The 6,653-nt window shown below is 60.9% G+C and carries 7 protein-coding genes and 2 pseudogenes; 7 read left to right on the top strand and 2 right to left on the bottom strand.

The window, feature by feature from the left end:
- From BMW76_RS37535 to BMW76_RS37530, 3 genes and pseudogenes are all read left to right on the top strand, one after another.
- Positions 1–245 (top strand): annotated as a pseudogene (locus tag BMW76_RS37535) (hypothetical protein); the annotation flags it as partial.
- Positions 246–302: 57 nt separating this feature from the next.
- A complete protein-coding gene (locus BMW76_RS40780) occupies positions 303–440 on the top strand; it encodes a hypothetical protein (RefSeq protein ID WP_233445484.1) in 138 nt (45 codons plus the stop codon).
- 6 nt (positions 441–446) lie between these two features.
- Positions 447–1,251, top strand: a pseudogene (locus BMW76_RS37530) (4Fe-4S dicluster domain-containing protein); the annotation flags it as partial.
- A gap of 68 nt (positions 1,252–1,319) precedes the next feature.
- Here BMW76_RS37530 and BMW76_RS37525 read toward each other — a convergent pair.
- Complete coding sequence (locus BMW76_RS37525; RefSeq protein ID WP_090873809.1) at positions 1,320–1,511, bottom strand: hypothetical protein; 192 nt, start codon at positions 1,509–1,511, stop codon at positions 1,320–1,322.
- Between the two features lie 185 nt (positions 1,512–1,696).
- Between BMW76_RS37525 and BMW76_RS37520 the strand changes: the two genes are divergently transcribed.
- From BMW76_RS37520 to BMW76_RS37505, 4 genes are all read left to right on the top strand, one after another.
- Entirely contained in the window at positions 1,697–2,884 is a 1,188-nt protein-coding gene (locus BMW76_RS37520; protein WP_090873808.1) for an NAD(P)/FAD-dependent oxidoreductase, read from the top strand.
- Between the two features lie 79 nt (positions 2,885–2,963).
- Positions 2,964–3,560: a HutD family protein gene (locus BMW76_RS37515; RefSeq protein WP_090873810.1), complete on the top strand. Its 597-nt coding sequence runs from the start codon at positions 2,964–2,966 to the stop codon at positions 3,558–3,560.
- Positions 3,557–4,306 (top strand): electron transfer flavoprotein subunit beta/FixA family protein, encoded by a 750-nt coding sequence (locus tag BMW76_RS37510; protein WP_090873807.1) that lies wholly within the window; start codon positions 3,557–3,559, stop codon positions 4,304–4,306. The genes BMW76_RS37515 and BMW76_RS37510 overlap by 4 nt, the downstream gene beginning before the upstream one ends.
- Positions 4,307–5,236 (top strand): electron transfer flavoprotein subunit alpha/FixB family protein, encoded by a 930-nt coding sequence (locus BMW76_RS37505; RefSeq protein ID WP_090873806.1) that lies wholly within the window; start codon positions 4,307–4,309, stop codon positions 5,234–5,236.
- Positions 5,237–5,828: 592 nt separating this feature from the next.
- Here the strand turns inward: BMW76_RS37505 and BMW76_RS37495 are convergent.
- Positions 5,829–6,647 carry an N-formylglutamate amidohydrolase gene (locus BMW76_RS37495; protein ID WP_090873804.1) on the bottom strand — a complete coding sequence of 273 codons (819 nt, stop codon included), beginning with the start codon at positions 6,645–6,647 and terminating at the stop codon, positions 5,829–5,831.
- Positions 6,648–6,653 lie beyond the last annotated feature (6 nt).

Genomic DNA, 6,653 nt, shown 5'->3' with positions numbered 1-6,653 from the left:
AGGTGCCGTACAACGGAGCGGTGTTCTACGTGCTGCCGATTGTGGAATCGACCGTCTACAACGAGATGCTTGAGCTCCTGCATCTGGAGAAGAGCGAGCTGAAAAGGAAAGACACGGCCGGCAAGCTCGACGCGGTCGCCGACGCCGCGATCCTCTTCGACCTGTCGTTTGACACGATCAGCTACGCGGAAGGACTCGAAGCGATGGGGCCGGTTCGCAATCCAAACGAAAACAGGCCAGTCTGACCTATCATTTCGGGCGCGTGTGACGGCGACGCCTATCCAATGAGCCGGAGTGTCATCATGTCACTGCTCACCGACACTGTCCCATACGAAAGCGCAAGCCGCCGCGATGTCACGTGGGCAACGCTCGGAACATGGCTCTCGATCCACGACTTCCCGGACATTCACTCGCGCAGCATTGAGGGCATGAGCCGCTGATGGCGGCACACGGGCGGCTGGCCGCTTGATGCCGGCACCTATGGCGGCTCGTTTCTTTACCACATGGACGACAACCGGATCGTCACCGGTTTTGTAGTGGGACTAGGCTATACAAAACCGTACCTGTCGCCGTTCGAGGAATTCCAGCGCTACAAGATGCACCCGGAAGTTCGAATATTTTTGGAAGGTGGCAGGCGCCTGTCTTACGGGGCACGAGCGATCACCGCTGTCGGATTGATGTCTCTGCCTAAGCTGGTGTTTCCCGGCGGTGCGCTCGTTGGCAACGAAGCAGGCTTCTCGACGCTTCGCGCATCAAGGGTTCTCACGGCGCAATCAAAACGGGCACGTTGGGAGCGCAGGCGACCTTCGATGCGCTTCAAGAGGGACGCCAGTGCGACGAACTGGATTCGTATCCTGAAGCACGCTCAGTCGGACCATGAGATGCTCAAACCTGCGTCGGAATGCAGGAAGATCGATTACCCAAAGCCGGACGGCAAGCTGACGTTTGACCGATTGTCTTCAGTATTTTTATCGTACACGAATCACGACGATAATCAGCCGGCGCATCTCACACTCAAGGATCCGGCTGTTCCGATCAATGTCAACCTGCGGCACTATGCGGGGCCCCGAAAGTCGCTATTGCCCGGCTGGCGTCTATGAGTTCGTCGAGACTGGAGATGGTCACGAGCGGCTGGTTATCAATGCGCAGAACTGTGTGCATTGCAAGACATGCGACGTCAAGGTTCCGACTCAGAACATTGTCTGGGTGCCGCCGGAGGGAGGCGGCGGCCCCAACTACACGGATATGTAGCAGCGGATGTGTCCTATAACCGGTGACCTCCGTTGCATTCCTGTCGATGCGGTGGATGGTTGGCTCGACTATGCCCGCCCGCCGCTAAAATAATAAGCACACGAGGCAATCAGCATGGCCAGGCCGATTACCTCGGAAACCACCGCCGCGCGCGGCGGTGACAGGAAAAGCCGCAACAAACAGCGCGCAGCCACGCAACTCAACAAGGCGATCGCGATTGCAGCCATCGCCACGAAAGCACCTCTTGCAATCTCTTGCATCTGGACTTTTTCACCCGCCCGAGTACATGGTAAGACTCCATAGTGCCACCCATCGGAGTGTTTCTGTCACATCTCTCGCGCCTGAGCTGCATCTTATGGGCGATCAACAGATTTGCTTATGCAAACGTAGGCCTCCACGGTGAAGCGCAGACTGGGCACATCAATCTCACAAGGGGCGTGCGTCCGTGAACAAGTACGATGTGGTTGTGATAGGCGCGGGTGTGATCGGGACGTCTGTTGCCTTTCACCTGTCAAGGCTCGGTGCAAAGCGTGTGCTGGTGCTTGATCGGGCGACGGTAGGCGCCGGCACAACGGCTCAGTCGTCCGGGATCCTGCGTACGCACTATTCGGTAAAGGAAAACGTCGAACTGGCGCGCAAGTCCTGGTCGGCGTTCAACGACTTCACCAATTATCTCGGAGATGACGAAGCGTCGTGCGGCCTCGTCAAATGCGGCTACATGATCGTCGCAGCCGACGATGACAAGCTCGAACCACTGCGTGCATCGCTCGATCAACAGAAGCAGCAGGGCATTCCGCTCGAACTGCTCGACGCGCGCCAGGCACAAGAACTGATGCCGATCGCCACCTTCGACGACGCTGCGCTCATCGGCTACGAGCCAGAAGCCGGCTTCGCCGACGCCTATCTCACGGCGACCGGTTTTGCGCGCGCCGCGCGTCGCGGCGGCGTAACAATCCGCGAAAACGTCGCCGTCAACGAGTTGCTCATCGAAAATGGAAAGGTGGTCGGCGTATCGACCAGCGCCGGAGATTTCGCGGCCGGCACCGTCATCAGCACGCAAAACATCTGGACGCCGGAACTGGCCGGCTGGACCGGCAAGACGCTGCCGATCGCTCCCGAGCGTCACGCGGTACTTGCGCTCGAGTGTGCGGAAGCGCCCTACACATTCACGATGCCCGTGTTTAAGGATCTCGCGTCGGAAGGCATGCTCTATTACCGCAGCTACGGCGGCAACCAGATGCTGGTCAGCGAAGGCGTGGTCGGAGAAAACCTGAACACTGCCGACACCGAACAAGGCGACATCCCGATGGACTACATCGTCGATGTCGGCGCGCAGGTCGCGGAGCGGTTCCCCGCCTACGAGACTGCGGGCATTGCGTCGTCGTGGACGGGTGTGTACGACGTGACGCCGGACTGGAATCCGGTGCTCGGTCCGCTGCCGGGCATCGAAGGTCTGGTGGTCGGCTACGGCTTCTCGGGCCACGGCTTCAAGCTCTCGCCGATGGTCGGCAAGATCCTCGCGCAATGCGCGCTCGGTTTGCAGACGGATGTGTCACTCAGACCGTATTCGATCGAACGCTTCACAACCGGCAAGCTCCTGACCGGCAAGTATGGGCTCGGCGCCGTCTCCTGAGGTGAAGGCAGCCGCCGGCCTTGCGATCCGGCCGCTCACGTCATTCGCATTGCAACCTTGGCGCAACGGCGGCGGCACCATGCGGATGCTCGCGGAAGACGTCGACGGCGGCTGGCGCATCAGCCTCGCGGACGTCGAACGCGACGGTCCATACTCGCGGTTCGCCGGCATGACGCGCGTGTCGCTCGTGATGCAAGGTGCAGGCGTCACGCTAGACGAAGGCACGACGCGCGTCGAACTGCAACCCGGTCGCCCATCCGAATACGACGGTGGCACCACCTGGCAGGACACGTTGCGCGACGGCCCTGTCATCAAGCTCAACGCGATGGCCGCGCGCGGGCGCTATCACGCGCACATCACGCTGCTGTACGAAACGACGTATGTGCAGGCCGGCTGCTTCGTGCTTGTTGTAACGCTGTGCGGCAGTTGCATCGTTAGCGCGACAGGCAGCGGAGACGCCATTGTGCTCGACGCTGCGCACGTCGCGACGCGACTCGCCGACGGCCCTGCGCTCGAGATTGCGCCATCGCGCGACGAAGACACTGGCAAAGTCTCAAACGAAGCACCAACACATGCCCCTGCGCCATACGGTGCGCTTGTCATCATCGAACCCGTGTCACGCGGCTGGCACGCCGCGCACGCCGACTCTCTCCCCAGCAAAGGAAAGCATGCATGAAGGTCATGGCAGCAGTGAAACGTGTTGTCGACTACAACGTGAAGGTTCGCGTGAAGGCGGACCAGACGGGCGTCGATATCGGCAACGTGAAGATGTCGACGAATCCGTTCGACGAAATCGCCATCGAAGCGGCGACGCGCCTGAAGGAAGCCGGCCACGCTAGCGACGTCATCGCAGTAACGTGCGGCCCGGCGCAGAGCGCGGAAACGCTGCGCACGGCGCTCGCCATCGGCGCGGACCGCGCGCTGCACATTCAGACAGACGTTGAGCTGCAACCGCTTGCAGTCGCGAAGCTGCTGAAGGCGGCAGTCGAACGCGAGCAGCCGAAACTGGTCATTCTTGGCAAGCAGGCCATCGACGACGACGCCGGACAGACAGGCCAATTGCTCGCCGCGCTGCTTGACTGGCCGCAGGCCACGTTTGCGAGCGCCATTGAGATTCAGGGCAACACGGCAACCGTCACGCGTGAAGTGGACGGCGGCTTCGAAGTGATCGAGCTCGACCTGCCGGCTATCGTGACAACCGATCTTCGCCTGAACGAACCGCGTTACGTGACGCTGCCCAGCATCATGAAGGCGAAGAAAAAGCCGCTAGATATCCTCACACCGGCCGGACTCGCGGTCGATCCGGCGCCGCGCCTGAAGACGCTGAAAGTCGTCGAGCCGGCAGCGCGCAAGGCCGGCTTGCGCGTCCCTGACGTCGCCACGCTGATTGACAAACTCCGAAACGAAGCGAAGGTAATCTGAATGACCACTCTCATCATTGCCGACCATGAAGCCTCTGTGCTCAAGCTCGCCACGCTGCACACGGTGAACGCCGCGCGCCAGTTGAATGACTGTGTGCACGTGCTCGTCGCCGGCCACGATGTAGGCGCCGTCGCGAAAGCGGCCGCCGCGATACAAGGCGTCGACAAGGTGATCCTGATTGACGCGCCGCAGCTCGCCGACGGTCTCGCCGAGAATGTCGCCACGCAGGTGCTGATGCTCGCGCCGTCGTACACGCACGTGCTGTTCTGTGCGACCGCCTCCGGCAAGAACGTCGCACCGCGTGTCGCCGCGAAGCTCGACGCCTCGCAAATTTCCGATGTCATCGCGATTCATTCGGCCGATACCTTCGATCGCCCGATCTACGCGGGCAACGCGATCGCCACGGTACAATGCGACGACCCGATCAAGGTCGCCACGATTCGCACGACTGCATTCGATGCTGCGCCCTCGGATGGGGGCGGCGCGCCGATCGAAACGCACGACGCCAGCGAAGGCACGCGCCGCGCACGCTTCGTTCGTCGCGAGCTCGCAAAAAGCGAGCGGCCAGAACTGACGTCGGCACCCATCGTCGTGTCGGGCGGGCGCGGCATGGGTAGCGCGGACAACTTCGCGCTACTCGATCCGCTGGCGCAGAAACTCGGCGCGGCAGTAGGTGCATCGCGCGCCGCGGTGGATTCAGGCTTCGCGCCAAACGACTGGCAGGTCGGACAGACCGGCAAGATTGTCGCACCGCAACTCTACGTCGCGGTCGGCATTTCCGGCGCGATCCAGCATCTCGCCGGGATGAAGGACTCAAAGGTGATCGTCGCGATCAATAAAGATGCGGAAGCGCCGATTTTTAGCGTTGCCGACTACGGCCTTGTGGATGACCTTTTTACCGTCTTGCCAGAACTAACGAGCCGGATTTGACGAAGAGTGTTTGCAGACCCTCCTGGCGCAATCTCAGGAGGCGTCCCTGTTCCCCGATAATCATATATCTATGGTTCCCGAAGTGTGGACTTTCAGGACCGCTGTTCCCGTGCCGCGCCAGCTCGGCGCACCGCATTCACATGAACCGTAAAAGTGCGATGCGATCGTCGCCGCGTGCGGTAATGACCGGCAGCACACCCTCCATAACGCGCTTCACGGCATCCGGTACACCCGTTCCCGCCCGGTACGACGTATGACCGGATAGCCGTGCGCGACAAGCACGCTCGGAAATGCCCCCTCGCGACCAGATGGTGCGCGCCCCCACCGAGACCTCGCCGCCTAACTCGAGCCACTGCATGTGCTTGAGCCGTGAGTGTTACTACAAGCGCTCGACTGACGTCATCACGCGAAGCAGCAGAAAAACGAGCTACCCGTTTGAGGATACTTACGCACAACGATGTCCACATGAAATCCCACCGCCACAAGCACAACATGCGTCGCTCCCGCAATCAGCGCAAGTGCAGAGCGCAAGTCCACGAGTCTTCGCACCGCGAACTCGCGCTACCTCGATGAACAATCGCTTATCAACGTCTCAGCGATCAATCTCCACCAGCCTGGAGCCAAGGGTGTTGAGCATGTTTGCGAGAATCGAAGCCAAGCCCTCCGGACCGTCCTCGGTGACGACTGCTGGTCGCAGACTTGAATCGAACGTACAGCCTGTTCGCCATCGTGCGCCGATCTCAACCTGGATAACGTGCACTCCGTTCCCCGGATTGCCGTATCTCTGCGCAGCGACGCCACCGGCGTCGCCAGGATTCAGTACCCGTGAGTACCCGCCTCGCTCGACGTTGGCCGTTAGTGCCTCGACCAGGCGGATGTCGGCGGGTCGGCCCAAATGCGTCGAAAATGTGAAATCTGCGAGGTGAGCTCGCTTGTCAGGATAATGCAACCATTGTCTCGCATGAGTGACAAATACGAGCACGCGGGTATGCATGGAATGCAGACGGCAAAGCTCCTGAGTGACGGCGTCGTGGAAAGGTCGCCAGTATTGTGCGACCCTTGCGTGCACCGCCCGTTCGTATCCGACGTCGTCATCATAGAGCGCTTCGCCATCGGCTGTGTGGGACAGGCAGACTCTCAGCCGATTGAAATGCGGCGTAAGATCCGGATCGTCCGCGTCAACATTCAGATCGATTACGCACGGATGATACGGTCCGCCAATCAAGGACGCGTTGAGGGTTCGTGCCACTGTCCGGACGGTTTCGCCAGCCGGGTCAACAATGTCACCCTGCAGCGCCTCCCCACGTTGCGGCTGAGTGAGATCTTGCGGGATCTGCCTGCCGGCATGGGGAGTCAGGACGAGCAGCGGTAAATTACCGCATTCGACGATTACGCGACCGGGATGAGACACGGGGCG

The organism is Paraburkholderia diazotrophica (assembly GCF_900108945.1).
Lineage (GTDB): Bacteria > Pseudomonadota > Gammaproteobacteria > Burkholderiales > Burkholderiaceae > Paraburkholderia > Paraburkholderia diazotrophica.
Note: the sequence above shows the minus strand (reverse complement) of the source record. Positions and strands in the feature narration are given on the sequence as shown.

Excerpts from the sequence above, each read along its gene's own strand:
- BMW76_RS37510 (WP_090873807.1), top strand. The coding sequence starts at position 3,557 with ATGAAGGTCATGGCAGCAGTGAAACGTGTTGTCGACTACAACGTGAAG.
- BMW76_RS37505 (WP_090873806.1), top strand. The coding sequence starts at position 4,307 with ATGACCACTCTCATCATTGCCGACCATGAAGCCTCTGTGCTCAAGCTC.
- BMW76_RS37515 (WP_090873810.1), top strand. The coding sequence starts at position 2,964 with ATGCGGATGCTCGCGGAAGACGTCGACGGCGGCTGGCGCATCAGCCTC.
- BMW76_RS40780 (WP_233445484.1), top strand. The coding sequence starts at position 303 with ATGTCACTGCTCACCGACACTGTCCCATACGAAAGCGCAAGCCGCCGC.
- BMW76_RS37525 (WP_090873809.1), bottom strand. The coding sequence starts at position 1,511 with ATGCAAGAGATTGCAAGAGGTGCTTTCGTGGCGATGGCTGCAATCGCG.